This window comes from Methylobacterium sp. A54F (genome assembly GCF_053346035.1).
In genome coordinates this window covers 64,605-91,175 of record NZ_JBKFBF010000017.1, presented here as the reverse complement: position 1 = coordinate 91,175, position 26,571 = coordinate 64,605, and the positions used below count along the sequence as shown (strand labels likewise).

Here is a 26,571-nt window from a genome sequence, read left to right as displayed (position 1 = left end):
GCCGAGCGCGGTGCGGGCGAGCGCGGCGGCGCAGCCGAGCGCGGCGGCCGGGAGGACGGCGCGGGCGGTGGTCGGGACGGTGCCGGCGGCGGCCGGGACGGTGCCGGCCAGCGCGGCGGCCGCGAGGACGGCGGACAGCGCGGCGACAGGGCGGGCGACCGGAACCAGGCGGGCGACCGCGACGGCGGACGCAACGGTGCGGAGCGCGGTGAGCGCGGTGAGCGCGGCGGTGAGCGCGGTGAGCGCGGTGAGCGCGGCGCCGAGCGGGGCGAGCGCGGCGGTTCGGAGCGGGGCGAGCGCGGCGGCGGCGGTCGCGGCGAGGCACGCGGCGCGGTCCAGCGCCTCGACACCCGCCAGCGCACCGAGTTCCGGCAGTCGATCACCAGCAGCAGCGTGACGCGCGTCTCGAACGTCAACTTCAACATCGCGGTCGGCACGGCGATCCCGCGCTCGATCACGCTCCACACCCTGCCGCCGGCGATCATCAGCCTCGTCCCGGCCTACCGGGGCTACCGCTTCATCCTCGTGCGGGACGACATCCTGATCATCGATCCGGACACCTACGAGATCATCGACGTGATCCCGGCCTGATCCGGCGGGGGCGGGGGCGACCCCGCCCCCTTCCTGGGCTGCTCGACGCCGTGGTTGCCTTGCGCAATCCGAGGTTGTGCGACCGCCGTCGATGGCGGGCGCCGGCTCCCGCGCGATGCCTGGAGGGCTCCTTCGAGGCTTCCTGTGGGGCACCTCAGGATGAGGTGTGGGGGTGGGATGAACCGTCCGGGTTTCCCCACCCGCGACCTCATCCTGAGGCGCGGAGCAAAGCGAAGCCTCGAAGGAGGGCTCCAGGGAGCGCGGCGGGTTCTGAATGGCTCCTTCGAGGCCGCTTCGCGGCGCCTCAGGATGAGGTGTGTGGATGGGATCTGCCGGGTGCTGCGTTGCCTCCCACCCGCGACCTCATCCTGAGGTGCGCAGCGAAGCGAAGCCTCGAAGGAGGCCTCCAGGGATCGCTCGGGCCCTGGAAATCGCGTCGCGGGCGAACCTGCGGTGAGTGGGCGGGAGCGCCCGCTCATCCCGCCTCCTAGCGCCCGCCTTCGAGGAGCTTCGAGACCACGCGGGCGGTGTAGTCGACCATCGGCACGATGCGGGCGTAGTTGAGCCGGGTCGGCCCGATCACGCCGACGACGCCCACGATCTTCTGGGAGCCGTCCCGGAACGGCGCCGCGATCATCGAGGAGCCCGAGAGCGAGAACAGCTTGTTCTCGGAGCCGATGAAGATCCGGACGCCCTCGCCGCCCTCCGCGCGGGCGAGGAGGTCGATGACGTCCTTCTGGGTCTCGAGGTCGTTGAACAGCAGGCGGATCCGCTCGAGGTCCTCCGCAGCGCGCAGGTCGTCGAGGAGGTTCGCCTGGCCGCGCACGATGAGCTGGCGCGCATCCGAGGGGCCGACCGTGGTGGCGAGCCCGGCATCCACGAGGCGCTCGGTCAGCGCGTCGAGCTCGCGCTTCATGGCCTGCCGGCCCGCCTCGATCTCGGCGCGCAGCCGCCCGAGGGTTCGCCCGTGCAGGCGGGCGTTGAGGTAGTTCGAGGCCTCCTGCAGCGCGCTTGCCGGCAGGCCCGGCGGCAGCTCGACGATGCGGTTCTCCACCGACCCGTCGTCGGAGACGAGGACCACCAGGGCACGGTCCATGTCGAGGCGCACGAACTCGATGTGCTTGAGCTGGACGTTCGTCTTGGTGGTGACCACGACGCCCGCCCCCCGGGAGATGCCCGACAGGAGCGTCGAGGCCTCGGCCAGCGCCGAATCGAACGTGTGGCGGGAGGCGGCCGCCCGCATCTGCGCCTCGATGCGCGCCTGCTCGTCGTGGCCGACATCGCCGAGCTCCAGCATCGCGTCCACGAAGAAGCGCAGGCCCTGCTCGGTGGGCAGCCGGCCCGCCGAGGTGTGGGGGGCGTAGATCAGCCCCGAATGCTCCAGATCCGCCATCACGTTGCGGATCGAGGCCGGGGACAGGCCCATCGGCAGGATGCGGGCGAGGTTGCGCGAGCCGACGGGCTCCCCCGTCGACAGGTAGGATTCCACGATCTGGCGGAAGATCTCGCGGGCGCGGTCGTTGAGCGCCGAGAGCGGCTGGAAGGGGGGCGGGGAAAGGTCGGTCACGGGCTGGATCCTGGGGGGCGATTGTGTCCGCGCGGTGCCCCGAGCACAACTGTCCGCCTGTGCCGCACCCCGCGGGCCCGGGTTGCCGGGGGCGGGCCGCTTCCGTAAGAGCGCAGCCCTGACACCCCTCGGGAGAGCCCCCATGCGGCCTTCGAAGCGCGCGCCGGACGAGCTGCGCAAGATCTCGCTCGAACGCGCGGTGGCGCGCTACGCGGAGGGCTCGTGCCTCGTCAGCTTCGGGGAGACGAAGGTGCTCTGCACCGCCTCGCTGGAGGAGCGCGGCCCGCCCTGGCTCAGGGGCTCCGGCAAGGGCTGGGTGACGGCCGAGTACGCGATGCTGCCCCGCGCGACCCACGAGCGCACCCGCCGCGAGGTAAATTCCGGCAAGCCCTCGGGCCGCACGCAGGAGATCCAGCGGCTGATCGGGCGCTCCCTGCGGGCCGTCACCAACCTGCCGGCCCTGGGCGAGCGACAGGTCACCGTGGATTGCGACGTGATCCAGGCCGACGGCGGCACTCGCACGGCGGCGATCACCGGCGCCTGGGTGGCGCTGCACGACTGCTTCGCCTGGATGCGCGGCCGCTCGATCATCTCGGTCGACCCGCTGCGCGACCACGTCGCGGCCGTGTCCTGCGGCATCCACAAGGGCACGCCGGTGCTCGACCTCGACTACGCCGAGGATTCGGGTGCGGAGACGGACGCGAACTTCGTGATCACCGGCACGGGCGGCCTCGTGGAGGTGCAGGGCACCGCCGAGGGCAAGCCCTTCACGGAGGCCGAGCTCCTGGAGCTCCTGCGCCTCGCCAAGGCCGGGGTCGCCGACCTCGTCGCCCTCCAGAAGCAGGCGATCGCATGAGCCACCGCGTCCTGCAGGGCCGGGTCGTCATCGCGACCCACAACGCCGGCAAGCTCGTCGAGATGCGCGAGTTGCTGGCGCCGTTCGGCGTCGAGGCCGTCTCAGCGGGCGAGCTCAAGCTGCCGGAGCCCGACGAGACCGGCACGATGTTCTCCGAGAACGCGGCCATCAAGGCGCTGGCGGCGGCCGAGGCCTCGGGGCTACCGGCCTTCGCGGACGATTCCGGCCTCTGCGTCGACGCCCTCGACGGGGCGCCGGGCCTGTTCTCGGCCCGCTGGGCCGGGCCCTCCAAGGACTTTTCGGGTGCGATGGCGCGGATCGCGGCCGAGCTCGACCGGCGCGGGGCGACCGACCGCCGGGCGCACTTCGTCTCGGCGCTGGTGCTCGCCTGGCCGGACGGGCACACCGAGCTGTTCGAGGGCCGCGTCTTCGGCGACCTCGTGGAGCCGCGGGGCAGCCTCGGCTTCGGCTACGACCCGATGTTCCGCCCCGAGGGGTTCGACCGGACCTTCGGCGAGATCTCCTCCGAGGAGAAGCACGGCGTCGACTGGCAGAACGGCAACGCCCTGTCCCACCGCGCCCGCGCCTTCGTGGATCTCGCCGCCGCCTGCCTGCGCCGGCCCGCCTGAGGGCTTGCCAGCCGGCGCCCGCGCGCCCAAGAGCGCCCGATGAGCGACCGTTCCGGCCCGGACCACCCGACCCGCGACGCGGGCTTCGGGGTCTACCTGCACTGGCCCTTCTGCGCCGCGAAGTGCCCCTACTGCGACTTCAACAGCCACGTCCGCCACGCCCCCGTGGACGAGGCGCGCTTCCTCGCGGCCTTCCGGGCCGAGATCGCGCACGTGGCCGCCCGCACCCCGGGCCGCACCGTGTCGAGCGTCTTCCTCGGCGGCGGCACGCCCTCCCTGATGGCCCCCGCGACGGTGGCGGGCCTGATCGAGGCGGTCGACGCCGCCTGGGGCCTCGCCCCCGAGGCCGAGATCACCCTGGAGGCGAACCCGACGAGCGTCGAGGCGGAGCGCTTCCGCGGCTACCGCGCGGCCGGCGTCAACCGGGTCTCCCTCGGCGTCCAGGCGCTGAACGACGCCGACCTGCGGGCGCTCGGGCGCCTGCACAGCGTCGCGGAGGCGCTGCGGGCCATCGAGACGGCCGCCGCGCACTTCCCGCGCAGCTCCTTCGACCTGATCTACGCCCGCCCCCGCCAGACCCCGGAGGCGTGGCGCGCCGAACTCCGCGAGGCGATCGCGCGGGCGGCCGAGCACCTGTCGCTCTACCAGCTCACCATCGAGCCCGGCACGCCCTTCCACGGGCTGGCCGCCGCCGGCCGCCTTGTGCCGCCCGACGAGGAGACGGCGCGCATCCTCTACGACGTCACGCAGGAGGTCTGCGCCGCCGCGGGCCTGCCCGCCTACGAGATCTCCAACCACGCCCGGCCCGGGGCGCAGTCGCGCCACAACCTGCTCTACTGGCGCTACGGCGAGTACGCGGGCCTCGGCCCCGGCGCGCATGGCCGCCTCGTGACCGCGGAGGGCCGCCTCGGCACCGTGACGGAACGCGCCCCGGAGGCGTGGCTCGCCCGGGTCGAGGCCGAGGGCCACGGCATCGTCGAGACCGAGGTGATCGCCCCCGCCGACCAGGGCGACGAGTTCCTGATGATGGGCCTGCGCCTCGCCGAGGGGATCGACCCCGCCCGCTACGCCGCCCTGAAGGGCCGCCCCCTCGACGCCGGCCGCGTCGAAGCCCTCGTCGGCGACGGCCTGATCGCCCGGCTCCCCGGCGGCCGCATCGCCGCGACGCCCCGCGGCGCGCCGGTGCTCAACGCTCTGGTGGCGGAACTCGCCGCCTGATCGGTGGCTCGGCTGCCGGAGGCCGTCCGAGGGTCGAGGGTGCAGGGGTTGAAAGCGGTCCTGCCTGGACGCGGGACCGCTTTCGACCCAGCGCGGCCGCCCGGACAGCCTCCGGCCAGCCGTCAGGCCTGTCCGAAAGCGGCCATTCGTCGGCCGTCCGGTCACCCCGGCCGGGGTAGGAAGGCGGAGACCAAGTCCGCAATCGCCAGCCGTCACCGACCGCGTAATCTTCTTCAATCGCGTAAGCGGCGTAGCCCGTCTCAAGCAACGAGCCTCCGGAATAAAATCTTCTTGCTCGATTACATAGAATGCGTAACCGTCACCCTGTCTCTAACACTACGTATCCGGGTGCGGCAGTCAGCCCAGTGAGGTCCCAAGCAAGGCGAATATTGTTCGGGTGGCACAGATAGGGAGTTCCGCGATGGCATCGTTGTCACAAACTCGACGCCTTCGGCTCGTCATGGCTCCGTTGGCCATCGCCGCAACGATGGTTTCGGCCCGAGCCGATATCGTGATGGATTGGAATGCCAAGGCGGATGCCATCGCGGCCGAGAAGCAACTCGGACCGTCGCCCCACGGCAGGAACTTCGCCATTCTGCACACGGCCGTCTTCGAAGCCGTGAATGCCGTAGAGGGCCGCTACGCACCCTATCGCCTGTCCCTCGCACCGCAGCCGGATGCCTCCAAGGAAGCCGCAGCGGCCACGGCCGGCCACGATGTCCTCGTCGCGCTCTATCCCGATCAGAAGGAAAGCTTGAACGAAACCTACGCACGAATGCTCGCGGACCTCGATGACGGTGTCGCAAAGACGAAAGGCATCGAACTCGGGAAACGTGCCGCGTCCGGAATGCTGGCGGAGCGCTTCGAGGACGGATCCGAGGCGCGAGAGAACTACCGCCCACATGGAGCGCCGGGTGCCTACGTTCCGACCGTCATACCTTTGTTCTCGCACATCGGGCGCATGAAGCCCTGGGTGTTGACGTCGGGAGCGCAGTTCCGTCCCCCGCCGCCGCCGGCACTGACTTCGGAGACCTGGACGCGCGATTACAACGAGGTCCGGAAACTCGGGGCGCGCAACAGCACCATCAGAACTCCGGAACAGACCAGCATCGGCCGTTTTTGGTTTCTGGCAGGGGCGCGGACCTTCAATCCCATCCTCCGGCAGGTTGCCCTCGCGAAGAACTTGGACCTTCTGGATTGCGCCCGCCTCTACGCACTCGCAGCGATGGCTGGCAGCGATGCCCAGATCGCCGTCTTCGAGGCCAAATACGCGTATGGATTCTGGCGGCCGATCACGGCCATTCGCAACGGCGACTTGGGAGGCAATCCGGCAACCCCGCGGGACGAGGCCTGGCTGCCGCTCGGCGACACCCCGATGCACCCAGAGTATCCGTGCGCGCATTGCATCACGTCGTCTGCGGTCGCGACCGTGTTGATCCTCCTTGTCGGCAACGAAGTCGGTGACATCTCCCTCACGAGTCCGACGGCGCCGGGCGTCGTGCGTCATTGGACGCGCATCAGCGACTATGCCGATGAAGCCGTGTTGGCGCGGATTTATGCCGGCTTTCACTACCGTTTCTCAGGGGAGGTCGGCCGAGAGATGGGGCGGCAGATCGGGGAGCTGATCGTGCGCACCCAGCTCCTGGGGCGTGCTCAATCCGTGGAAGCGTCCCGGTGATTCGGTGATTGCGGGCAAGCGGACCCTCCGGACACCTCGCTCGGGTGGGTGCAGATCATACGAAGCTCACCGAAGGCGGCCGTTTGCACGGCTGAACCCGTTTGCGGGATGGCTTCGAAGTGATGGACCGCTCTCGATCATCCGCGCCCCGTCCCGGTGCTCCGCGACCCGGGATGAGGTGACCGGGTCGGACGAGCGGATGCAGCCGGCCGCTCAGGTGCCCGGCTTGCCGAGCGCCCGCGGCGCGGGGCTGACGATCGCGGCGGCATTGCTGCGGATCTCGTAGACCGCGAGCGCCCGCTCGCTGACGCCCTCGGGGCGGAAGCGGAAGGTGCCGTCGACGCCCGAGAAGCCGGCTGCCCCGGTCAGCGTCGCCTCGGCGAAGCGCTGCGAGCCGTATTGCCGGGTGAGCGCGGCGGCGAGCGACACCGAATCGTAGGCGAGCGAGGCGACCCGCGGCGGGCTCGCGCCGTAGCGGGCCTGGTAGCGGCCCGCGAAGGCCGCGAAGCCGGCCGGGTCCGCGGCGGCGAAGCGGCCGCCCTGGAGCGCCGGCAGGGCGAAGACCCGCGGGTCGTTCCACAGGGCGGTGCCGATGGGGCGCACCCGCGCGGGCGAGAAGCCGGCCCGGGTCAGCGCCGCGGCGACGGCCGCGAGCCCGTCCGGCGATTCCGGGATGAACAGGGCGTCGGCCTGCGCGCCCGGACCCGTGATCACGCCCGCCAGGCGCTCCACCGCGGGTCCCGGCTGGCCCGGGGCGTAGCGCTCCACCGCGGCGATGCGGGCGCCGCGGCGCGCCACCGTCTCGCGGAAGCTCGCCTCGACGGCGTTGCCGTAGGCGTTCTCGGGGATCAGGGCCGCGAAGGAGCGCTTGCCCCCCGAGACCGCCTCGTCGACCACCCGCTCCACCTCCGCCTGCGGCAGGAAGCTGAGGAGGTAGACGCCTTGGCTCGCCACCGTGGCGTCGCTCGAATAGGCGATCACCGGCCGGCCGGCGGCCCGGGCGGGCCCGGCGGCCGCCGCGACGTTGGCGGCGAAGAGCGGCCCCATCACGAGCTCGGCGCCGTCCGCCAGGGCCGCCTGCGCGCCCTCGCGCGCCCCGTCCGGCGCGCCGCGGTCATCCTTCACGATGATCTGCAGGTCGGGCTGCTGGAACTCGGCGAGGGCGAGCTCGGCCGCGTTGCGCATCGCCGCGCCGAGATTCGCGCCCTGGCCGCTGAGCGGGATCAGGAGCGCGACCTTGACGCTGCCCGTGCCGATCCGTCCGGCCTGGCCCGGAGCGCCGGGATCCGCCACCGGCGCACCGAGATCCGCCTGGGGCGCGCCGCGGGTGCCGCGCACGCCGTCCGGGCCGCCGACGCAGCCGGAGAGCAGCCCGAGGGCCGTGCCGAATAGCGCAACTCTCGCTAGAGAACAGCTCCAGCCCGCCATTCTGGATCTCCTTGCTCCGCCCACCCCAAGGGATGAGAGACAGGATCCGAAAAGTAAATGCGGCGGGCGGGGTCGTTAAAATTTCGCACAGGCCGTTCCTGTGCCAATGTCTCCCCAATGACACAGCGACCCGACACGACCCGCCGCCCGGCCCCCGGCGCGCGGGAGCCCGCCACCTTCACGGCCTTCGGGCTCGCCGCCGAGGCCGAGCGCCTCTCGCCCGGCCTCCACGTCGTCGCGACGCCGATCGGCAACCTGCGCGACGTCTCGTTCCGCGCGCTCGCGACGCTCGCGGCGGCCGACGCGGTGCTGGCCGAGGACACCCGCGTCACCCGCACGCTGCTCGCGCATTACGGGATCACCACGCCCCTCGTCGCCTATCACGAGCACTCGAACGCCGCGGTGCGCGAGCGGATGGTGCGGCGCATGCAGGAGGGCGAGGCCCTGGCGCTCGTCTCGGACGCGGGCACGCCGCTCGTGTCGGACCCGGGCTTCAAGCTCGTGCAGGCGGCGATCGAGGCCGGCCTCCCGGTGACGCCGATCCCGGGCCCGTCGGCGGTGATGACCGCGATCGTCGCCGCGGGCCTGCCGACCGACCGCTTCTTCTTCGAGGGCTTCCTGCCGCAGAAGTCCGGCGCCCGCCGCAACCGGCTCGAGGCGCTCGGCGCCGTGCCGGGCACCCTCGTGCTGTTCGAATCCCCCCACCGCCTGCCCGAGATGCTCATCGACGCGGCCGAGATCCTGGGCGCCCAGCGGCCGGCCGCGGTCGCGCGGGAGCTGACCAAGCTCTACGAGACCATCCGGCGCGGTACCCTCGGCAGCCTCGCCGGCACCTTCGCGGAGGAGGGCCCGCCGAAGGGCGAGGTCGTGGTGGTGATCGGCACCGCCCCGGAGGACCAGGCGCCGGCCGAGGCCGATGCGGGGCTCGACGCGGCCCTGCGCGTCGCCCTGGCGCGCCACTCGATCAAGGACGCGGCGACCCTCGTGGCGGACGAGACCGGCCAGCCGCGCCGCGTCGTCTACGCCCGCGCCCTCGCGCTCAGCCGCCAGGATGATCGACCGGACGATGGCGCGGCTTGAGGGCCTGGCGCGCCGGCGCGCCACGGAGGGGCGGGGCCGCCGGGCCGAGTGGCTCGCCCTCGCCGTCCTGCTGATGAAGGGCTACCGGCCGCTCGCCCTGCGCTACGCGGCGGCGGGCGGCGAGATCGACCTGATCGTGCGCCGGGGCGCCACCGTCGCGTTCGTGGAGGTGAAGGCGCGCGCGGCCCTCGGGGATGCCCGGGAGGCGATCGACCTTGCCAAGCGGCGGCGCGTGGCGCGGGCGGCCCGCGCCTGGGCGGGGCGAAACCCCTGGTGCGCCGGCCTCACCCTCCGGGCGGACGCGGTCTTCCTGGGGCGCGGCGCCTGGCCGCGCCACCTGCCCGATGCCTTTCCGCTGGATGGGCTGTGAGCCCGCCTGCGGCCTGAGCGGCCGCCGCGGCCGGGCGGGCGCGGGTCAGCCCCGCGCGGCGCTGATCGCGCTGATGAGCGTGCGCTTGAGGTCGGCCTGGCTGAACGGCTTCTGCACGACGGGGCGGTCCCGGAACGGCTCGCGGATGCCGGCGCCGCCGTAGCCCGTCGAGAAGACGAGGGGGAGGTCGCGCTTCGCGATCGCCTCGGCCACCGGGTAGATCGGCTCGCCCGCGACGTTCACGTCGAGGATCGCCACCTCGTAGGTCTCGGCCTCGGCCATCTCCAGGGCGGTGGAGAGGCGCGCGGCGGGACCCACCACGGTGCATCCGAAATCGAGGAGCATGTCCTCGAGGAGCATCGAGATGGCGGCTTCGTCCTCGACCACCAGAACGCGGGTGCCGTTCAGCAGTTCGTCGTTTGTTTCAGCACTCACGCCGGGTCGTCTTCCCTTCGATCCGTTCCGCGGGCGGAACCTGTTCTGTGCCGAGGAGCGCCTCTTGGAGGCAGCTGCCCGTTGGCCGGGCTGATCCCGGTTGCGGCAGCGCTGGGTCTCGGCAACACTCCCAAAATGCCGTCGAGACCGCCCGAGCCGTCGCCCGTAATGCCCGGCGTGTCAAGCGCTTCGGCGGTCGCGGAACCGGACCGGCGGGGCCGAATGTTATCGGCTGATACATTTTTCCGGCGGAGTGCGGCAGCGGTGCATCGGCCGAGCTAATGCAACCATCGATTAGTAGAACCGGGGGCCGCCGCGCGCCGAGCCGCAGGGGCGTCCTCGCGGCGCTGCCGCTGGCCCTGACGGCGTTCCGCGCCGGCGCCGCCGCGCCCGTGGTGGTCGCCTCGAAGAGCGACACCGAGGGCGCGCTCGTCGGCGCCATGATCGCCCTCTGCCTGGAGGAGCTCGGGATCCCGGTGACCCGCCGCCTCGGGCTCGGGCCGACGCTGATCGTGCGCGGGGCGCTCCTCTCGGGGGAGGTCGATCTCTATCCGGAGTACACCGGCAACGCGGCCTTCTTCACCGGCACCGAGACCGATCCGGGCTGGAAGCGGCCGGACGAGGCCTACCGCCTCGCGGCCGCGTCGGACGTGGCCCGAGGCCTCGTCTGGCTGCCGCGGGCGCCCGCCGACAACACCTGGCTCATCGCCGTGCAGGGCGCGCTCGCGCGCCGCGAGGGCCTGGCCAGCATGGCGGACTTCGCGCGGGCGGTGCGGGGCGGCCTGATCCACCTCGCGGCCTCCACCGAGTTCGTGGAGAGCCCGGCGGCCCTGCCGGCCTTCGAGGCGGCCTACGGCTTCCGGCTGCCCCTCGATCGCATCGTCAGCCTGCCGGGCGGCGACACCGCCGTGACGGCGCGGGCGGCCGCCGAGGGGATCAGCGGGGTCAACGCGGGCATGGTCTACGGCACGGACGGCGCCATCGCGGCCCTCGACCTCGTGGTGATGGGCGATCCGCTCGCCGCCCAGATCGTCTACGAGGTGGCGCCCGTGGCCCGGCGGGCGGTGCTCGACCGGCACCCCGGGATCGCGCCGAAGCTCGCGCCGCTCTTCGCGAGCCTCGACGCGGCGACGCTCCGGCGGCTCAACGCCGCGGTCTCCGTGGAGGGCCGCCTCGCCGAGGCGGTGGCGCGGGACTACCTGCGCGCCGGCGGCTTCGCCGGGTGAGGGGCCGCGCCCTGCGGCGGGGTGCCGTCGTCCTCGGCGTGCTGGCGCTCGCGGGCGCCCTCTACGGCCTGCCTGTGCTCCGCCTCGCCCGCAACCGCCTGGTGACCGGGGAGCCGGTCTTCGCCCCCGACGCGATGCCCGTCGAGGCCGCGCTGGCGCTGGCGCTCGCCGCCGCGGCCGGCCTCCTCGCGGGGGCTGGGCGCTCGCGGCTCCTCGCCTGGAGCGCCGCGACGCTCCTCGCCACCGCGTTCTGCGTCACCGTCCACGGCCTCGGCGCGGCGGCGACCGACCTCTCGGCGGGGCAGCCGCCGGCCGCGCGGGTGGGCCTCGCCGCCGGGGCCTGGTGCGCCCTCGCGCTCCTCGGGGCCGGCCTCGGCCTCGCGGCGGCGCGGACTCGCCGGGCCTGGGCCGGGGCGGCGCTGGCCGCGACCCTCGCGGGGGCCGTCGCCCTGATGGGCTGGGCCGGCACCCTCGGCGGGCTGTCGCTCGCGGTGGAGTTCGGGCAGCGGCGCGAGGCGGTGGCGGGCGCCACCCTGCGCCACGTCCTGCTCGCCGGCGGCGCTGTGGGGCTCGCCGCCCTCGTCACCGCGGGGCTCGCGCCGGTGCGGCGGCTGCGCGGGCCGGTCGAGATGCTGGCCGGGGGCGTCCAGGTCGTGCCGGCCATCGCCCTGTTCGGCGCCCTCGTGGCCCTGCTCTCGGGGCTCCTGCGCGCGCTGCCGGCGCTCCGCGAGGCCGGGCTCGGGGCCCTCGGGCCGACGCCCGCCCTCCTCGGCATCGCCGCCTACCTCGTGTTGCCGCTCTGGCGCGGGCTCGCCCAGGCGCTGAGAGCCGCCGACCCGGCGGTGCTCGACGCCGCCACCGGCCTCGGCCTCGGCCCCCGGCAGGTGCTGCTGCGGGTGCGCCTGCCCCTCGGCGCGCCGGCCCTGATCGGCGCGCTCCGGGTCGCCTGCGTGCAGGCGATCGGGCTCGCAACGCTCGGCGCGCTGATCGGCGCGGGCGGCCTCGGCAGCATCGTGTTCGACGGCATGGCGCAGTTCGCCCCCGACCTGATCCTCGTCGGTGCGGTGCCCGTGGTGGCGCTCTCGCTCGCGGTGGAGCGCGGACTCTCCGCGCTCGAGGCGGCGGCCGGGCGGTGGCGCGCGTGAGGGCTCGCGCGGCCCTCGCGCCGCTGGCGGCGGGAATGGCGCTGGCGGGGCTCGCCCATCCGGTCGTGGCCGGCGCCCTGGTGGCGGCGCTCGGCGAGGCGCCGCGGCGGGCGCTGCCGGTCGCCTACCTGCTGGCGCTCGCCTGGCAGCACCTGCTCCTCGCGCTGACCGGCTTCGCCCTCGTCGGGCTCGCGGGCGTCGGCCTCGGCATCGCGGCGACGCGGGGCCGCGGCGCCGCCCTGCGCGGGGGCATCGACACCCTCGCGGCGGCCGCCCAGGCGGTGCCGCCGGTGGTGGTGGTGGCGCTCGCCCTGCCGGTCCTCGGCTTCGGCGGGCCGCCGACCCTGCTGGCCCTCGTCCTCTACGCGGTGATGCCGACCCTGCGCGGCACGGTCGCGGCGGTCGAGGCGGTCCCGGCCGAGGCGCGGGAGGCCGCCCGCGCCCTCGGCCTCAGCCCCCGTCAGGTCCTCCTGCGGGTCGAATTGCCGCTCGCCGCCCCCGGCCTCGTCGAGACCCTGCGCACCGCGCTGGTGCTCGCGGTGGCGACCGCGGCGGTCGGCGCGCTCGCGGGCGCAGCGACCCTCGGCACGCCCGTCGTCGCGGGCCTGCAGAACCAGAACTTCGTGCCGATGCTGCAGGGCGCGGCGGCGACCGCCGCGCTCGCCTTCCTGTGCGAGGCCGCGTTGCTCGCCCTCGCGGGGCGCCTCACTCGTCCTTGAAGGCGACCTTCGCGCCGCGCTCGACGTGCAGGGCGAGGTCGCGCGCGTCCCAGTTCGTCAGGCGGATGCAGCCGTGCGACTCAGTCTTCGAGACCTTCTCGGGCTCCGGCGTGCCGTGGATGCCGTAGGAGGGGATCGAGAGGTCGATCCAGACGACGCCGACCGGGTTGTTGGGCCCGGGCTTGATCGAGAACTTGCGGTTCGCCTTGACGCCCGCGAACTTGTACTTCGGATTGTAGGTGTAGTGCGGGTCGAAGGCGACGCCCTTCACCTTGGCCTCGCCGCTCGGGGCGGGCTTCTCCTCGCTGCCGATCGAGGCCGGGTAGTAGGCGAGGAGCCGGCCGTCGCTCCCGAAGGCGCGCACGTCGCGGCTCGACTTGTCCACCTCGATGCGGGTCACCTTCGGCTGGCGGGGCAGGTCCCGGGCCTTGACCTTGCCCATCTCCAGCGGCGGCACCGCCGCGACGGTGAGGACCGTCCCGGGCTTGTCCAGCGCGGCGTCCGGGTTGAGCGCGCTGAGGAGGTCGCGGCTCATGTGGAAGCGCTCGGCCAGCATCTCGCGCACGTTGGTGTAGCCCAGCGCGTCGAGGTCGGCCTGACCCTCCATCTTGGCCGGCATCTTCTCCACGAACGGGCCCGCCACGTCCGCGTCGGTGACCGTGTAGGTGGCGACGACGGGGTCCTGGCTCGTGGCCTGGAGCTTGTCGAACAGCTCGGCCGTCAGGCTCTTGCCGGCGGGCAGGCCCTGCGCCACCGCGAAGGCCGAGAGTGCGCCCTGCACGTTGTCGCCGTCGCGCCCGTCGATGGCGCCGGGGGAGAAGCGGGCCCGGTCGAGGAGCACCTGCACCTTGATGGTCAGGGCGTCCGGCCGGTCGTCGTCGCGGCGCGCCCTGGCGGGCTTCGCCTTGTCGGCCCCCTTGTCGGCCCCCTTCGTCTTGTCATCCTCCGGCGCGAAGCGCGCGGCGTTCACGGCGTCGAGGGAAATGGAGGAGGCGGCTTCCGCCTTCTCCTTGGCGGCCTGCGCCGGGCCGGCGAGCCCCGCCGCGAGCAGTCCGACAAGACCCGCCCGCACCGCGACGTTACGCATCACCATGACCCGACAGGCCTCCGGGAGCGGAAGCGCTCCGGGGCATTAAGCCTCTGGGGGCCTTGGGCGTTCCGCCTTCATCGACTCGCGCGTTCCGCCCTCACTGACAGAGCCTGTGGCCGCCGCTGCGCTCGCGCTCGTCCAGGTGGAAGTGGTTGGCGTGCGCGGCGTTGGAGCCCGGCCCCAGCACCGTGCGGAAGAAGCCGCAGGCCCGGGAGCGCACGGCGTCGAGGAAGCGCCCCTCGGGCGTGCCGTCCGGCATCGCCGCCACGGGGATCGGCGCCCGGTCGGCCAGGGTGAAGCTCATCACGTCGACGCCGTTGGCGAAGGCGTGCTCGCTCAGCTTGGCGTCGAGGTCGTGGTTCTGGCCGCGGCACTCGTAGGAAGTGCCGATCGCGATGCCCCGGAGCGGCTTGCCGAGGTCGCGCTCGGCCGCCACCTGCACCTCGCTCGCCCAGCGCGCCAGCGCCTCCGCGGCGCCGCACACGAGGGTGGCGGATTGGGGCAGGGCGACGCCGTCGCCGAGGGCGGTGATCTTCAGGGGCGCCTGCGCGCCGCACTGGCCGTTCTGCACCGCGGGCAGCGGCTCGAAGGCGACGCCGAGGCGGGTCAGCCGGCGCCGGCAGGCCGTGTCGTCGGGCGCGGCGACCTTGAGGGCGAGGGCCGCCTCGCCGGTCAGCTCGGCCGGGCGGGCGGGGGGCAGGGGCGGCGGGCTCGGGGCATCGGCGGCGGGCGCCTGGGCCGGGGCTTCGGCGGGCTTCAGCTCGGCGGGCCGTTCGGGCGGCAGCGGCGCCGCGGAGGGCAGAGCCGCGCCGGCGGCCGGAGGCGTCTCGGCCGGCGCCCCGGGCTTCAGCTCGGCCGGGCGCTCGGGCGGGGCGGGCGGCGGCACCGGCACCGTGGCCCGCTCGGGCTCGGCCCTCGCGCCGTGGGGCAGGGCCGTGGCAAGGAGGAGGGCGAGCGGCGTGGCCGCGAACCGGAGACGCCGACGCACGCGCATGGACAGCCTGATCCTCTCCTCCGGCCCGAGTTCCAACTCACGCGGCGATGCGGCCCGGGCTGCGCCGGTGACGATCGAGGCGTTCGGCGCCCGCGGCAAGGACACCGGGGACACGCCAACGGTGTTTCTGCTCCACGATGCCGGCGGCTGCGGCCCGGCGCAGCCGATCCGGGGGGAGGCGGCGGCCCTCGCGGAGGCCGGCTTCCGGGTGCTGATGCCGCACTATCTCGAACGCACCGGCGCGGACCGGGCCGGCTTCTCGGAGATCGCCCGGGATTTTTCCGCCTGGGCCGAGGCGCTCCGGGAGGCGATCGGCCCCGCGCGTCCGGCGCCCCTCGCCCTCGTCGGCCGCTCCCTCGGGGGCGCGCTGGCCCTAGCGCTCGCGGGCGAGGCGCCCGGCCTCGCGGCGCTCGTCCTGCGGGCGGCCTTCCTGCCGCCGTGCCTCGGCGCGGGGCCGCTCACCCTGCCGCCCGTGCTCGCCTGCCACGGCGGCCGCGACGCCATCGTGCCGGCCGCCCAGGCCCACCGGCTCGCCGAGCGGATCGGGGCGGCGGGCGGCGCCTGCCGGCTCGTCCTCTACGCCGATCAGGCCCACGCCTTCGACGCGGCGACCGATGCGGACGCGCTCGCCCGGACGATCGCCTTCCTGCGCGAGCACATGCCCGACCGGTAGGCCCCGCACGGCCGAGGCAGCGCCCCGGGCCGTTGCGCGAGGGGGCTGCGCCCTTATCTTGGCGGCTTAGGGGCCCCGTCGCGGGCCGCACCGGATGGCGCCGAGGACAGGCATGACCGCAGGCACAGAGCTCGACCCGCAGAACCCCTTCGCGCGCGGCGCCTGGACGACGCCCTACGGCCTGCCGCCCTTCGCGGAAATCCGGCCGGAGCATTACGGGCCGGCCTTCGCGGCGGCGCTCAGCGCGCACGAGGCCGAGGTGGCGGCGATCGCGGCCGACCCGAGCCCGCCGACCTTCGCCAACACGGCCGGCGCCCTGGAGCGGGCGGGCGACGCCCTCGACCGCGTCGCCTCCGTGTTCTTCAACCTGACCGGCAGCGACACCAACCCCGAGCTGCAGGCGATCGAGCGCGCGGTCGCCCCGCGCCTCGCCCGCCACGGCAGCGCGATCTACCTGAACCCCGACCTCTGGGCCCGGCTCTCCGCGGTCAACCCGGAGGCCGAGGGCCTCGGGGCGGAGGAGCGGCGCGTCCTCGACCGCTACCGCACGCGGTTCCGCCGGGCCGGCGCGGAGCTCGGGCCCGACGCGAAGGCGCGGGTGGCCGAGATCGCCGCGCGCATGGCCGAGCTCGGCACGCAGTTCAGCCAGAACCTGCTGGCCGACGAGAGCGGCTTCGCGCTGCCGCTCTCCGGCGAGGACGACCTCGCCGGCCTGCCGCCCTTCCTGCGGGCCGCGGCGGCGAGCGCCGCGCGGGAGCGGGGCGCCGAGGCCGGCCACGTCATCACCCTGTCGCGCTCGCTGATCGAGCCGTTCCTGGTGTTCTCCACCCGGCGCGACCTGCGCGAGCGCGCCTACGAGGCCTGGATCCGCCGCGGCGAGAACGGCGGCGCCACCGACAACCGGGCGATCATCGCCGAGATCGTGGCGCTGCGGGCCGAGCGCGCCCGGCTCCTCGGCTTCGAGAGCTTCGCGCATTTCAAGCTCGACGACACCATGGCGGCCTCGCCGGACGCCGCCATGGACCTGCTGCGCGACGTCTGGCGGCCCGCCCAGGCCCGCGCCGGGGCCGAGCGCGAGCGCCTGCAGGCGATCGTGCAGGCCGAGGGCGGCAACTTCGCCCTGCAGGCTCATGACTGGCGCCACTACGCCGAGAAGCTGCGGCGTGCCGAGCACGACCTCGACGAGAGCGAGGTTAAGGCCTACCTGCCGCTCGAAGGCATGATCCAGGCGAGCTTCGACACGGCGAACCGCCTGTTCGGCCTGACCTTCGAGGAGCTTCCGGACGTGCCCCGCTACCACCCGGACGTGCGGGTCTGGCGGGTGGCGAACGCCGACGGGTCCGAGGTCGGGCTGTTCCTCGGCGACTACTTCGCCCGCGCCTCGAAGCGCAGCGGCGCCTGGATGAGCGCCTTCCGCTCGCAGGAGCGCCTGCGCGGTGCGATCACGCCGATCATCGTCAACGTGATGAACTTCGCGCGGGCGCCCGACGGCGAGGCGGCGCTCCTCTCCTTCGACGACGCCCGGACGCTGTTCCACGAGTTCGGTCACGCCCTGCACGGGCTCCTGTCGGACGTGACCTATCCGCTCCTCTCGGGCACCGCGGTCTCGGGGGACTTCGTGGAGCTGCCCTCGCAGCTCTACGAGCACTGGCTGGAGCAGCCCGAGGTGCTGCGCGCGCACGCCCGCCACCATAAGACCGGCGCGCCGATGCCGGAGGCGCTGCTCGCCAAGCTTCTCGCCGCCCGGACCTTCAACCAGGGCTTCGCCACGGTGGAGTACACGGCCTCGGCCATCGTCGACATGACCCTCCACCTCTCCGCCGCGGGCGAGGACGGGCTCGACGTGCCGGCCTTCGAGGCGGACGCCCTGCGCCGCATCGCCATGCCGGCCGAGATCAGCATGCGGCACCGCTCGCCGCACTTCGCGCACATCTTCTCGGGCGATTCGTACGCGGCCGGCTACTACAGCTACCTGTGGTCGGAGGTGCTCGATGCCGACGCGTTCGACGCCTTCCGCGAGGCCGGCGACATCTTCCACCCGGAGACCGCCGCGCGGCTGCGCCGCTACGTCTACGGCGCCGGCAACCTGCGCGACCCGCGCGAGGCCTACACGCGCTTCCGGGGCCGCCTGCCGAGCATCGACCCGCTCCTGAAGAAGCGCGGGCTCGCCGCCTGATCGCCGGGTCGGCCGGACGCGCCCATGGGTCCACCCTGCGATATCCGCCTCCGCGGGTTTTCGAGGGGCCAGGGCTCGCGCGGGAGCTGGAGCCCTCCTTCGAGGCTTCGCTTCGCTCCGCACCTCAGGATGAGGTCGCGGGTGGGAGTGACGGACGGTTTCTCCAACCCTCTCACCTCATCCTGAGGTGCCCCCGCAAGGGGGCCTCGAAGGAGCCCTCCAGGAGTCGCGCGATCCCTGGAAGCCTCCTTCGAGGCTGTGCTTCGCTCCGCACCTCAGGATGAGGTCGCGGGTGGGAGTGGGGGACGGTTTCTCTCACCCTCTCACCTCATCCTGAGGTGCCCCCGCAAGGGGGCCTCGAAGGAGCCCTCCAGGGATCGCGCGCAGGATCCACGGTCCGAGCGCGGTAACGGTTCGGTAAACAAACGTCCTTAACCAAAGCTTTCGAACACCATCGCGAGCTTGGGTTGAGGCAAGCCATGACGAGCACGAGCCCGGAGGCCGCGAAGGCCGCCAGCACCGGAGCGGCATCGCCGGAGGAACTGCTGAAGGCCGCAGTCGGCGGCGGCAAGGAGACCGTCAAGGTCGAGGCGCGTCCGGCGCCCGCCGTCGCCGAGGTCACGGCCGCAGCCTTCCGCCTGTCGCCGCAGCTTCTCGGCCTGGCGGGAGGCGCCCTGGCCCTCGGTTGCCTCATCGGCGCCGGCGTCACGGCCGGCACGACCGGGCGCGGCGAGCGCCAGGCCGGCGCCCTCACCGAGCTGAATGCCGGCCTCGAGGCGAACCGCGTCGAGGCCGCGCGCCTCAACGGCGAGATCGAGCGCCTCGCGAAGAACCTCGCGGGTCTGCGCGAGACCGCCGAGGGCACGCGCAGCGAGGCCAAGGCCCGCGGCACCGCCCTCACCGAGCGCCTGGGCAAGGTCGAGCAGGCCCTCTCCGCCAAGGTCGCCGGCCTGGGCGAGCGCCTGGAGCAGGGCGACCGCGAGCAGGCGACCCGCCTCGCGGCGCTCGCGACCCTCGTCGAGAAGCGTTCCGCCCCGGCCACGGCGCCCGCGCCGGTGACGGCCCCGCAGGCCGCGGCGCCCGCCGCCAAGGCGGAACCGACGCAGACCGGCAGCATCGCCGAGGCGAAGCCGCAGAAGCCGGCGGTGGTCGAGGGCTGGGCGGTGCGCGACGTCTACGAGGGCACGGCCATGCTGGAGGACCGCCGGCGCCGCCTTCTCGAGGTGGCACCCGGCGATTCGGTACCCGGGGTCGGGCGCGTCGAGGCCGTGGAGCGGCGGGGCCGCGAATGGGTCGTGGTGACCCGCGGCGGGCTGATCACGCCGCAGTCTTGGTGAGGATCCGCCTGGTTGGGGCCGGCGCTCAGTGCGTCGGGATCGGCGCCGGGGTGAAGTCCTCGGTGCGGACCGGGAAGCGCGGCTCGATCGTCATGGGGTCGGCCAGGGTGGCCGCCCGCTCGGCACGGCGCCGCCCCACGGTGCGGGCATGGGCCTGGGCCATCCGGGTCGGGTGCAACACGGCCGCCAGAAGGGCCTGACCTTCGAACTCGGCGTCGAGATTCTTGGCTTCGAAGACGGGCATGGGAGCCTCGCACGGACGGTCGTGCTTGCGGGGGACACGGCCGCAACCTCGGCCATATGTGGATAACTCGGGAAGCGTGGACGGGTTCCACAGGTTTTCGAACCGCAACCGTTCCTTAACCATTGCTTTCGTGACGTCCGATTTCTGTGCGCCGCCGCACCCCGGCAGCTTTCGCGCGGGGCTCCGAAGACCAGCCGGGCGCCCCCGCAGAACTCCCGCGGACCGCTTTCTCAGCCCTCGGCGCCGGTGAAGATGTTCGCCGGAAAGCCGCGGAATTCGGTCTCCACCGCGAAGACGTGGCCCGCCATGATATCGATGGTGGGGTCGCGGTCGCGCAGACAGGTGGTGATGTAGAGGGTCGTGAGGTCCGGCCCGCCGAAGGCGCACTTGGTGACCAGCGCAGTCGGCACCGGCAGGATCCGCTCGATGCGGCCCTCCGGATCGAACCGCGTGATGCGCGAGCCCGCGTAGTGGCAGACCCAGAGGTGCCCCTCCGCGTCGAGGGTGAGCCCGTCGGGCTTCCCCCAGCCCGACTCGAAGGTGACGAGCGGGCGCCCAGGCCCCACGCGCGTGCCGTCGAGGTCGTGGGTGCGGATCACGCCCCGCGCGGTGTCGATCGTGTAGACCCTTGTCCCGTCCGGGCTGACGACCGGGCCGTTGGTCACCGGGCTCTCGTCGCCGAAATCGAGGAGCGTCGCCCCGTCCCAGCGGTGGAAGCGGCCCGTGGGCTTCGCCTCGCCGTCGTCCATGCTGCCGAACCACAGGGCGCCGTCCGGGCCGACATTGCCGCTGTTCAGCCGGTTCCCGGGCGGGTGCGGGTCCGGGCGCACCAGCGGCCGGCGCGCGCCGGTGTCGAGGTCGAGGCGGGCGGCGCCCGACTTGAACCCGGCGACCACCGTGCCGGGATCGGGCGTGAGGAGTGCGAAGCTCAGCTTCTCGTCCAGGGCGAGGCGCTGCGTCTCCCCGTCCGCCGGCCGGTGGCGCCAGATCGCGGGGTTCTCGATGTCGACCCACATCAGCGTGCCCGACCGCGCGTCCCAGAGGATCTCCTCGCCGAGCGTGCAGCCGCAGGCAACGGCGACGCGCGGGGTGTGGGGGTGAAGCGGTGGCGACATGCGGCGGGGCTCTCCTCGCGGGGATCTCAGGCCTCGACCAACGCGCGGACAGCTCCGCCGTCCCCGGGTCCGCGCCGAATCCCGCTCAGGCCGTGTCCTCCCGGAGCAGCTCGGTGTTGACCGCGAAGGCCGCCATGGCGCCCTCGGCCGCGGCCACCACGGCAAACTGCACGCGCCGCGAGGCGTCGCCCGCGACGAACAGGCCCGGCACGTTGGTGCGCTCGTAGTCGCGGGTCGGCACGACGCCCTTGTCGGTCAGCTCGCAGCCGAGGTCCCGGATGAGATCGGAGGGCTCGCAGGCATCGGGCATCAGGAACACCGCCCGGCAGGGCAGGGCACTACCGTCCTCAAGGCGGAGGTGCGTAGGCCGCTCGCCGTCGCCCTCGAGGCGCCGCACGGGCGTCTCCACCACGCGCACGCCATGCCGGGCGAGCCGGGCGCGGTCGGCCTCCGAAAGCTCGGTCGGCCGCCCGTCCGTGCACAGGGTGACGTCGCGGCTCCACACGGTGAGTTCCAGGGCGAGGCCCTTGGCCACCGGGCCGTACGCAAAGGCGACGAGGGCCTCGTCGCGCGACTCGTAGCCGTCGCAATAGGGGCAGGAATGCACGCCGGTGCCCCAGTAGTCGCAGAAGCCCGCAACCGTCGGCAGGTCCTGGTGCAGGCCGGTGGCGAGGATCAGCCGCCGGGCCTGCTCGGTGCGGCCGTCCGCGGTCTCGACCTCGAACCCCGCCTCCAGGCGGCGCGCCGCCACGACCTCCGTCGCCCGCCGCTCCACCGTGTCGTAGCGCGCGAGGTCCGCCTCCGCCTGCTCCCGCAGGGCGAAGGGGGGCGTGCCGTCGCGGGTGAACAGGCCCCAGGTCAGCGGCGTCGCGGCGTTGCGCGGCTCGCCCTTGTCGAAGAGGAGCACGCTGCGCCGGCAGCGCCCGAGGATCAGCGCGGCGTTGAGCCCCGCCGGCCCGCCGCCGACGATGATGACGTCGCGCATGGATCCGCTCCGGCCGTCTTACAGGTCCGCCCCGCAGACCCAAGCCCCCCGGCGCCGGATTCGTTGCGCGAGGCCGGGCATATCAGGTCAAGAAAAAGGGCGCCCGCGGCGCCCTCGATCCCGGTCGGTGCCGCGCCGCCCTCAGGCGGCGGCGGTCTTCACGGGCACGCCCTTCTCGGACAGGAACTGCTGCAACTCGCCCGACTGGAACATCTCGCGGGCGATGTCGCAGCCGCCGACGAACTCGCCCTTCACGTAGATCTGCGGGATGGTCGGCCACTGCGAATAGGCCTTGATGCCCTCGCGAATGCCCATGTCCTCCAGGACGTTGACGCCCCGGAAGGGTACGCCGAGGTAGTTCAGGATCTGCACCACCTGGCCGGAGAAGCCGCATTGCGGCATCTGGGGGGTGCCCTTCATGAACACCACCACGTCGTCGGCTTTGATGACGTTCTCGATCTGCGCGTTGACGTCGGTCATGGTCTCGGTCCTCGACGGTGTGTGTACGATCTAGTGATGGTCGGTGCGTGATTTCAACACGGCGGCGAGGCGCTCCAGCGCCGCATCCATGTCGAAGCCCTCGCAGGTCAGTTCGTCAGGCGTGAACGGCATCCGCTCCGGAAGGCCCCGGAGGACCTTCTGGCCGTAGACGTTGAGTGCCGCATCGGCAATCTTGATGGTGGATCGCCAAAGTCTCTCCCAATCGATGCGCTGCCGCATCGAATTCCTGTAGTTAAGCCGGGCGAATGCCAGGAATGCGACGATCTCGGCTCGCCAGGATCGCGTTGAAACCGCTTGCGGGGCGGAAGCATACTTGAGGATGTGGACCAAGGCCTGTGAGAACGCGCTCTCGACAGCGGAGATGTCGGCCCGTCCCACACTCTCGATCTCTTCGATGATGTTCTCCCAATCGACCGCATTCGACAGGTCGCCGCGGGACGCCAGGGCGCGCAGCGCAGCCGCCTGCTCCTCCGCCCAGGTGACGATGTCGTCGTCGTAGAGGCTCGACCGGTCCATGCTGGCATCCCGCCGCGAGGGCTCAATCCTGCGGGACGCCCGTGGTCAGTGCAAGGGCGTGCAGGACGCCGCCCATGCGGCCCTGGAGGGCCCGGTAGACCATCTGGTGCTGGGCGACCCGGGTCTTGCCCTTGAACGCCTCCGACAGGACGGTGGCGGCGTAGTGGTCCCCATCGCCCGCGAGATCCTGGATCTCGATGCGGGCATCGGGCAGCGCCTCGCGGATCATCGCCTCGATCTCGCGCGCATCCATCGGCATCGGCTGGTCTCCGGGGGTCCGTCTCGGGGGGTCGTCTCGGGGAGTCCGTATGGGGTCAGGCCGCCGCGCCCGCGGGCTGGCTCGCCATGTAGGCGGGAAGCCAGCCCTCGTGGGCCGCCTTCAGGTCCGCCACCGATATGGTCTCGCCGCCCGGCAGCGTCAAATGGTCGGTTCCGGTGATGCCGACCACCGCCGCGTCGATCCCCTGCGCCGCGGCGCTGTAGAGGAGGTCGGCGGCGGCCTCCGGGTCCACCGCCAGGAGGTAGCGCCCCTGGTCCTCGCCGAACAGGTAGGCGTGGGCCGGCAGGTCCACGGGCACCTCCGGGAGCGCCGCCCCGATGCCGCCGGCCATCGCCATCTCGGCGAGCGCCACGCCGAGGCCGCCGTCCGAGAGGTCGTGCACGGTGTCGACGAGGCCCGCGGTGATGAGCCCGCGCACGAAGTCGCCGTGCCGGCGCTCGCGTCCGAGATCGACGGGGGGCGGCGCGCCCTCCTCGCGGCCCCCGATCACCGAGAGGTAGACCGACTGGCCGAGCCAGCCGTCGGTCGCGCCGACGAGCACCAGGGCGTCTCCCTCCCGCTTGAGGGCGATGGTGGCGCGCCGCGCCACGTCGTCGAGGACGCCGACGCCGCCGATGGTCGGGGTCGGCAGGATGCCGATGCCGTTGGTCTCGTTGTAGAGCGAGACGTTGCCGGACACGACGGGGAAGTCGAGGGCGCGGCAGGCCTCGCCGATGCCCGTGAGGCAGCCGACGAGCTGGCCCATCACCTCGGGCTTCTCGGGGTTGCCGAAGTTGAGGTTGTCCGTGATGGCGAGCGGGCGGGCGCCCACCGCCGTGATGTTGCGCCAGGCTTCCGCCACCGCCTGGCGGCCGCCCTCGACCGGGTCCGCCTCACAGTAGCGCGGGGTGACGTCGCAGGTGAGCGCCAGCCCCTTGGGGCCGTCCTCGACGCGCACGATCGCGGCGTCGCCCCCCGGCTTCTCGACGGTGTTGCCGAGGATGAAGTGGTCGTACTGCTCGTAGACCCAGCGCTTCGAGGCGAGGTCCGGCGCGCTGACGAGGCGCCGCAGGGCGTCCGCCAGGGAGGCCGGGGCCGGCACCTCGCTGGCGGCGATCACCGGCAGGTGGGTGTTGGCGATGTGGGGGCGGTCGTAGAGGGGCGCCTCGTCGCCGAGCTCCTTGATGGGCAGGTCGGCCACCGTCTCGCCGTTCCACTTGATGACGAAGCGCAGGGTGTCGGTCGTGTGCCCGATCACCGCGAAGTCGAGGCCCCACTTCACGAAGATGGCTTCCGCCTCCGCCTCCATGCCGGGCTTGAGCACCATGAGCATGCGCTCCTGGCTCTCGGAGAGCATCATCTCGTAGGGCGTCATGCCCGCCTCGCGGGCCGGCACCTTCTCGATGTGCAGCTCCACGCCGAGGTCGCCCTTGGCGCCCATCTCGACGGCCGAGCAGGTGAGCCCCGCCGCGCCCATGTCCTGGATCGCGATGACGGCGCCGGAGGCCATCAGCTCCAGGCAGGCTTCGAGCAGCAGCTTCTCGGCGAAGGGATCGCCGACCTGCACGGTCGGGCGCTTCGACTCGCTCTCCGCGTCGAACTCGGCGGACGCCATGGTGGCGCCGTGGATGCCGTCGCGCCCGGTCTTCGAGCCGAGGTAGACGATCGGGTTCCCGACGCCGGTGGCCGCCGCGTAGAAGATCCCGTCCGTGCGGGCGAGCCCCACCGCCATGGCGTTGACGAGGATGTTGCCGTCGTAGCGCGGGTGGAAGCCCACCGCCCCCCCGACGGTCGGCACGCCGAACGAGTTGCCGTAGCCGCCGATGCCCGCCACCACCCCGGAGACGAGGTGGCGCGTGCGCGGATGGTCCGGCGAGCCGAAGCGGAGGGCGTTCAGCGCCGCGATCGGCCGCGCGCCCATCGTGAACACGTCGCGCAGGATGCCGCCAACCCCGGTCGCCGCGCCCTGGTAGGGCTCGATGAAGCTCGGGTGGTTGTGGCTCTCCATCTTGAACACGCAGGCGTGCCCGTCGCCGATGTCGATGACGCCCGCGTTCTCGCCCGGTCCCTGGATCACCCAGGGCGCCGAGGTGGGCAGGCCGCGCAGGTGCTTGCGCGAGGACTTGTAGGAGCAGTGCTCGTTCCACATGGCGGAGACGATGCCGAGCTCCGTCAGGGTCGGGTCGCGCCCGATGAGCGCGCGGAAGCGCTCGTACTCGTCCGGCGTGAGGCCGTGCTGGCGGACCAGCTCCGGAGTGATCGGCACATCGTTTCGGAACATGCGTGGATCTCGACGAAAGGCTTGGCCGAACGGGCGCGCAGGACGCTCCCAAGGTCGTGCGACCGCGCGGCCCGGGCAGTCCGCACGGCTCTAGAGCGGAAGCGGCCGCGCTGGCAACAAACGATCGCCGTCCGGGGCCGGATCCGGCCCGGGTTGCCAACCGCATCCTGACGTTGCCGGCCGCCTCAGCCGGCCGGAACCGCGCCGGGCTGCACGCGGCAGGCCGCGACGCGACGGTGGACCGGCACCGGTCCGGCGACGAAGCTCACGTAGTCGAACGACGCCTCGGCGCGGCTCGCCATGAGGAGCTGGAAGTGCATCTGGAACAGGTTCCAGCGCAGACGGGCCCGGCGCTCCGGCTCGATCAGCTCCCGCATCGTCACGCGCATCACCGCCGGCCGGTCCGGGCCCGGCGAGCGCAGGCCCGAGGCGACGAGGGGGTCGCGCAGGTGGATCGACAGCCAGTCCCACGGTGCGCGGATGTCGAGCCAGCCGATGGCCTGCGCCTCCGCCACCCGGGTCAGCGCGGCGCGGGCGGCCACGGCCCGCGGGTCGAGGCCGATCCACGGGATGACGCTGCCGATCGTCACGAAGGAGACCGGGGTGCCGCGCCGGCCGAAGGCCGGATCCTGCGCCAGGATGCGGGCGAGGACCTCGGCCCCGAGGAAGCTCGACGAGGAATGGCCGATCAGCACGATCTCCGCGGCCGCCCCCTCCGCCGCCCGGATGCGCTCCGCGAAGGCGTCGAGGCGCCCGAGCATGCGGGGCTCGGCACCCCGGGCATGGTCGTGCGTGAAGGCCGTGTCGTCGACGAGGTGCGCGACGTAGAGGGGCCGGCCGCGGGTCGCCCGCATCAGGAGGCCCAGGATCCCGTAGGCCAGCACGGGAACCGCCAGGAACGACCAGGGCCGCGCGCCCTCGGGCAGCGGGAGGATCGCGGCCGTCGCGAGGACGAGGCTGAGGACGACGAGGGCCGCGTAGATCTGGTGGACGCCGCGGATCACCGTGCTGAAGCGGCGGGCCTCGCGGCGGAGGGCGCGGGTGTAGCCGCTGCGCCAGAGGCGCCACCACAGGGCCGGGACCTCGCGCAGGCGCTGCCAGTTCGGCCGCGGGAAGCGGGCCCGCACGATGTCGTCCCAGCGCAGCAGCGTGTAGCGGGTCTCCTGGCCGTCGAAGCGCACGCTCCAGTCGAGGCCGAGCCCGTCCGCCGTCCGCGCGGGCTCGCCCACCGCCACGACGTGGCCGCGCCGCTCGGCGGTCAGCCGCGCCTCGCGCCGGAAGAGGCCCCAGTAGGTCTCGGGCTCGCGCGGGTCGAAGCCCGGCATGTAGAAGACCTGCCGGGGCGCCGCGCTCGTGGTCGGGTGGGAATCGGAGATGGCGAGGGCCGCGCTGTTTGGAACGGTTCGGAAGGACGGGCCGCCTCCCTACACCGCCAGGGCGCCACACCGATATGGAAAA

The 26,571-nt window shown here is 73.3% G+C and carries 26 protein-coding genes; 13 read left to right on the top strand and 13 right to left on the bottom strand.

The features are described 5' to 3' along the window. The coding region (locus ACLBXP_RS22640) for a DUF1236 domain-containing protein (protein WP_447670082.1) at positions 1 to 591 on the top strand (591 nt) is incomplete at its 5' end. A 487-nt stretch (positions 592 to 1,078) separates the two neighbouring features. On the opposite strand, the gene hrcA is transcribed toward ACLBXP_RS22640, so the two are convergent. Then, entirely contained in the window at positions 1,079 to 2,158 is a 1,080-nt protein-coding gene (hrcA, locus tag ACLBXP_RS22635) for a heat-inducible transcriptional repressor HrcA (protein WP_447670081.1), read from the bottom strand. A 142-nt stretch (positions 2,159 to 2,300) separates the two neighbouring features. Between hrcA and rph the strand changes: the two genes are divergently transcribed. The 4 genes from rph (at position 2,301) to ACLBXP_RS22615 (ending at position 6,539) form a co-directional block, all read left to right on the top strand. After that, positions 2,301 to 3,014: a ribonuclease PH gene (gene rph, locus ACLBXP_RS22630; RefSeq protein WP_447670080.1), complete on the top strand. Its 714-nt coding sequence runs from the start codon at positions 2,301 to 2,303 to the stop codon at positions 3,012 to 3,014. Further along, positions 3,011 to 3,643, top strand: coding sequence for an RdgB/HAM1 family non-canonical purine NTP pyrophosphatase (gene rdgB / locus ACLBXP_RS22625; RefSeq protein WP_447670079.1), 633 nt, complete (start codon positions 3,011 to 3,013; stop codon positions 3,641 to 3,643). Before rph ends, rdgB begins: the two co-directional genes overlap by 4 nt. Before the next feature lie 39 nt (positions 3,644 to 3,682). Then, positions 3,683 to 4,861 (top strand): radical SAM family heme chaperone HemW, encoded by a 1,179-nt coding sequence (gene hemW, locus ACLBXP_RS22620; protein WP_447670078.1) that lies wholly within the window; start codon positions 3,683 to 3,685, stop codon positions 4,859 to 4,861. 421 nt (positions 4,862 to 5,282) lie between these two features. Continuing rightward, complete coding sequence (locus tag ACLBXP_RS22615) at positions 5,283 to 6,539, top strand: vanadium-dependent haloperoxidase (protein ID WP_447670077.1); 1,257 nt, start codon at positions 5,283 to 5,285, stop codon at positions 6,537 to 6,539. Between the two features lie 213 nt (positions 6,540 to 6,752). Here the strand turns inward: ACLBXP_RS22615 and ACLBXP_RS22610 are convergent, their stop codons facing one another. Further along, complete coding sequence (locus ACLBXP_RS22610; protein WP_447670076.1) at positions 6,753 to 7,967, bottom strand: penicillin-binding protein activator; 1,215 nt, start codon at positions 7,965 to 7,967, stop codon at positions 6,753 to 6,755. Between the two features lie 117 nt (positions 7,968 to 8,084). Here ACLBXP_RS22610 and rsmI point away from each other — a divergent pair, with 117 nt between their 5' ends. Both rsmI and ACLBXP_RS22600 read left to right on the top strand, forming a co-directional pair. Then, the gene (gene rsmI / locus ACLBXP_RS22605; RefSeq protein ID WP_447670075.1) at positions 8,085 to 9,047 is read left to right on the top strand and encodes a 16S rRNA (cytidine(1402)-2'-O)-methyltransferase; all 963 of its coding nucleotides are present in this window, start codon (positions 8,085 to 8,087) and stop codon (positions 9,045 to 9,047) included. Continuing rightward, positions 9,034 to 9,417: a YraN family protein gene (locus ACLBXP_RS22600; protein WP_447670074.1), complete on the top strand. Its 384-nt coding sequence runs from the start codon at positions 9,034 to 9,036 to the stop codon at positions 9,415 to 9,417. The genes rsmI and ACLBXP_RS22600 overlap by 14 nt, the downstream gene beginning before the upstream one ends. Positions 9,418 to 9,462: 45 nt before the next feature. Here the strand turns inward: ACLBXP_RS22600 and ACLBXP_RS22595 are convergent, their stop codons facing one another. Continuing rightward, positions 9,463 to 9,852: a response regulator gene (locus ACLBXP_RS22595; RefSeq protein ID WP_447670073.1), complete on the bottom strand. Its 390-nt coding sequence runs from the start codon at positions 9,850 to 9,852 to the stop codon at positions 9,463 to 9,465. Positions 9,853 to 10,133: 281 nt separating this feature from the next. Here ACLBXP_RS22595 and ACLBXP_RS22590 point away from each other — a divergent pair, with 281 nt between their 5' ends. The 3 genes from ACLBXP_RS22590 to ACLBXP_RS22580 are packed head-to-tail and all read left to right on the top strand — an operon-like array spanning position 10,134 to position 12,942. Then, positions 10,134 to 11,078, top strand: coding sequence for a glycine betaine ABC transporter substrate-binding protein (locus ACLBXP_RS22590; RefSeq protein WP_447670072.1), 945 nt, complete (start codon positions 10,134 to 10,136; stop codon positions 11,076 to 11,078). Next, positions 11,075 to 12,223 (top strand): ABC transporter permease, encoded by a 1,149-nt coding sequence (locus tag ACLBXP_RS22585; protein WP_447670071.1) that lies wholly within the window; start codon positions 11,075 to 11,077, stop codon positions 12,221 to 12,223. Before ACLBXP_RS22590 ends, ACLBXP_RS22585 begins: the two co-directional genes overlap by 4 nt. Before the next feature lie 35 nt (positions 12,224 to 12,258). Continuing rightward, on the top strand, positions 12,259 to 12,942 hold the full coding sequence (locus ACLBXP_RS22580; protein ID WP_447670086.1) for an ABC transporter permease subunit: 684 nt from the start codon (positions 12,259 to 12,261) through the stop codon (positions 12,940 to 12,942). Here the strand turns inward: ACLBXP_RS22580 and ACLBXP_RS22575 are convergent. Then, positions 12,929 to 14,035 (bottom strand): L,D-transpeptidase, encoded by a 1,107-nt coding sequence (locus tag ACLBXP_RS22575; protein WP_447670070.1) that lies wholly within the window; start codon positions 14,033 to 14,035, stop codon positions 12,929 to 12,931. The two genes, ACLBXP_RS22580 and ACLBXP_RS22575, sit on opposite strands and share 14 nt — an antisense overlap. Positions 14,036 to 14,129: 94 nt before the next feature. Continuing rightward, on the bottom strand, positions 14,130 to 15,026 hold the full coding sequence (locus ACLBXP_RS22570) for an extensin-like domain-containing protein (RefSeq protein ID WP_447670069.1): 897 nt from the start codon (positions 15,024 to 15,026) through the stop codon (positions 14,130 to 14,132). On the opposite strand from ACLBXP_RS22570, the gene ACLBXP_RS22565 reads away from it, so the two are divergent. The 3 genes from ACLBXP_RS22565 (at position 15,025) to ACLBXP_RS22555 (ending at position 19,212) form a co-directional block, all read left to right on the top strand. Next, positions 15,025 to 15,699, top strand: coding sequence for an alpha/beta hydrolase family protein (locus tag ACLBXP_RS22565; protein ID WP_447670068.1), 675 nt, complete (start codon positions 15,025 to 15,027; stop codon positions 15,697 to 15,699). The genes ACLBXP_RS22570 and ACLBXP_RS22565 overlap by 2 nt on opposite strands. Positions 15,700 to 15,811: 112 nt before the next feature. Then, complete coding sequence (locus tag ACLBXP_RS22560) at positions 15,812 to 17,875, top strand: M3 family metallopeptidase (protein WP_447670067.1); 2,064 nt, start codon at positions 15,812 to 15,814, stop codon at positions 17,873 to 17,875. 479 nt (positions 17,876 to 18,354) lie between these two features. Then, a complete protein-coding gene (locus ACLBXP_RS22555) occupies positions 18,355 to 19,212 on the top strand; it encodes a hypothetical protein (RefSeq protein ID WP_447670066.1) in 858 nt (285 codons plus the stop codon). A gap of 25 nt (positions 19,213 to 19,237) precedes the next feature. On the opposite strand, the gene ACLBXP_RS22550 is transcribed toward ACLBXP_RS22555, so the two are convergent. The 8 genes from ACLBXP_RS22550 to ACLBXP_RS22515 all read right to left on the bottom strand — a co-directional run bounded on the left by ACLBXP_RS22550 (position 19,238) and on the right by ACLBXP_RS22515 (position 26,438). Beyond that, the gene (locus ACLBXP_RS22550) at positions 19,238 to 19,456 is read right to left on the bottom strand and encodes a hypothetical protein (RefSeq protein WP_447670065.1); all 219 of its coding nucleotides are present in this window, start codon (positions 19,454 to 19,456) and stop codon (positions 19,238 to 19,240) included. 230 nt (positions 19,457 to 19,686) lie between these two features. Beyond that, the gene (locus tag ACLBXP_RS22545; RefSeq protein ID WP_447670064.1) at positions 19,687 to 20,571 is read right to left on the bottom strand and encodes an SMP-30/gluconolactonase/LRE family protein; all 885 of its coding nucleotides are present in this window, start codon (positions 20,569 to 20,571) and stop codon (positions 19,687 to 19,689) included. An 85-nt stretch (positions 20,572 to 20,656) separates the two neighbouring features. Next, on the bottom strand, positions 20,657 to 21,556 hold the full coding sequence (locus ACLBXP_RS22540; RefSeq protein WP_447670063.1) for an NAD(P)/FAD-dependent oxidoreductase: 900 nt from the start codon (positions 21,554 to 21,556) through the stop codon (positions 20,657 to 20,659). A 141-nt stretch (positions 21,557 to 21,697) separates the two neighbouring features. Next, positions 21,698 to 22,036 carry a Grx4 family monothiol glutaredoxin gene (gene grxD / locus ACLBXP_RS22535; protein WP_447670062.1) on the bottom strand — a complete coding sequence of 113 codons (339 nt, stop codon included), beginning with the start codon at positions 22,034 to 22,036 and terminating at the stop codon, positions 21,698 to 21,700. A 30-nt stretch (positions 22,037 to 22,066) separates the two neighbouring features. Continuing rightward, the gene (locus ACLBXP_RS22530; protein WP_447670061.1) at positions 22,067 to 22,573 is read right to left on the bottom strand and encodes a DUF29 family protein; all 507 of its coding nucleotides are present in this window, start codon (positions 22,571 to 22,573) and stop codon (positions 22,067 to 22,069) included. 22 nt (positions 22,574 to 22,595) lie between these two features. Beyond that, the gene (locus ACLBXP_RS22525) at positions 22,596 to 22,832 is read right to left on the bottom strand and encodes a BolA family protein (RefSeq protein WP_447670060.1); all 237 of its coding nucleotides are present in this window, start codon (positions 22,830 to 22,832) and stop codon (positions 22,596 to 22,598) included. Positions 22,833 to 22,887: 55 nt separating this feature from the next. Beyond that, a complete protein-coding gene (purL, locus tag ACLBXP_RS22520; protein ID WP_447670059.1) occupies positions 22,888 to 25,113 on the bottom strand; it encodes a phosphoribosylformylglycinamidine synthase subunit PurL in 2,226 nt (741 codons plus the stop codon). Between the two features lie 185 nt (positions 25,114 to 25,298). Next, positions 25,299 to 26,438: a hydrolase gene (locus tag ACLBXP_RS22515; RefSeq protein WP_447670058.1), complete on the bottom strand. Its 1,140-nt coding sequence runs from the start codon at positions 26,436 to 26,438 to the stop codon at positions 25,299 to 25,301. Positions 26,439 to 26,571: the final 133 nt, after the last annotated feature.